At 49.3% G+C, this 627-nt stretch carries 1 pseudogene; it reads left to right on the top strand.

Annotation, left to right across the window (positions count from 1 at the left end):
- A pseudogene (locus R7R24_RS28015) lies at window positions 1-609 on the top strand (L-arabinose isomerase); the annotation flags it as partial.
- Between the last annotated feature and the right edge of the window lie 18 nt (window positions 610-627).

Here is a 627-nt window from a genome sequence, read left to right as displayed (position 1 = left end):
TTAATGGCTAAAGGTTTTGGTTACGGCGGAGAGGGTGATTGGAAAACCGCAGCGATGACGCACATCATGAAAGTCATGGGGCAAGGCAAACCGGGCGGTACATCTTTTATGGAAGACTATACCTACAACTTCGGCGAAAAAGGGCAAGTGTTAGGCGCTCACATGCTAGAAGTTTGTCCAACTATCGCGGCAGCGAAACCAAGATTGGAAGTTCATCGTCACACCATTGGCTGTCGTTGCGATATTCCACGCTTAATTTTCAGCGGCCAATCTGGCGAAGCGTTAAACGTGTCGATTATTGATCTTGGCGATCGCTTTAGAATGATCGTCAACGTGATTGATACCGTCACACCACCACAGTCACTGCCACATTTGCCTGTAGCTCACGCGCTTTGGGAACCTCAGCCCAACTTAAATATCGCAGCAGCTGCGTGGATTCACGCTGGCGGCGCACATCACGCAGTGTACAGCCAAGCTGTCACATTGCCGATGCTTGCCGACTACGCTGAAATCCTTGGCATCGAAATGGTTGTGATTGACAACAGCACCAACTTACGCCAGTTCAAACAAGAATTGCGTAACAACGGAGTGTATTACCGTCTCGGTTAAACCACACAAATGTGCTCC

The sequence above is a fragment of the Vibrio sp. 704 genome (assembly GCF_033339295.1).
This window is presented reverse-complemented; position numbering and strand designations above follow the sequence as displayed.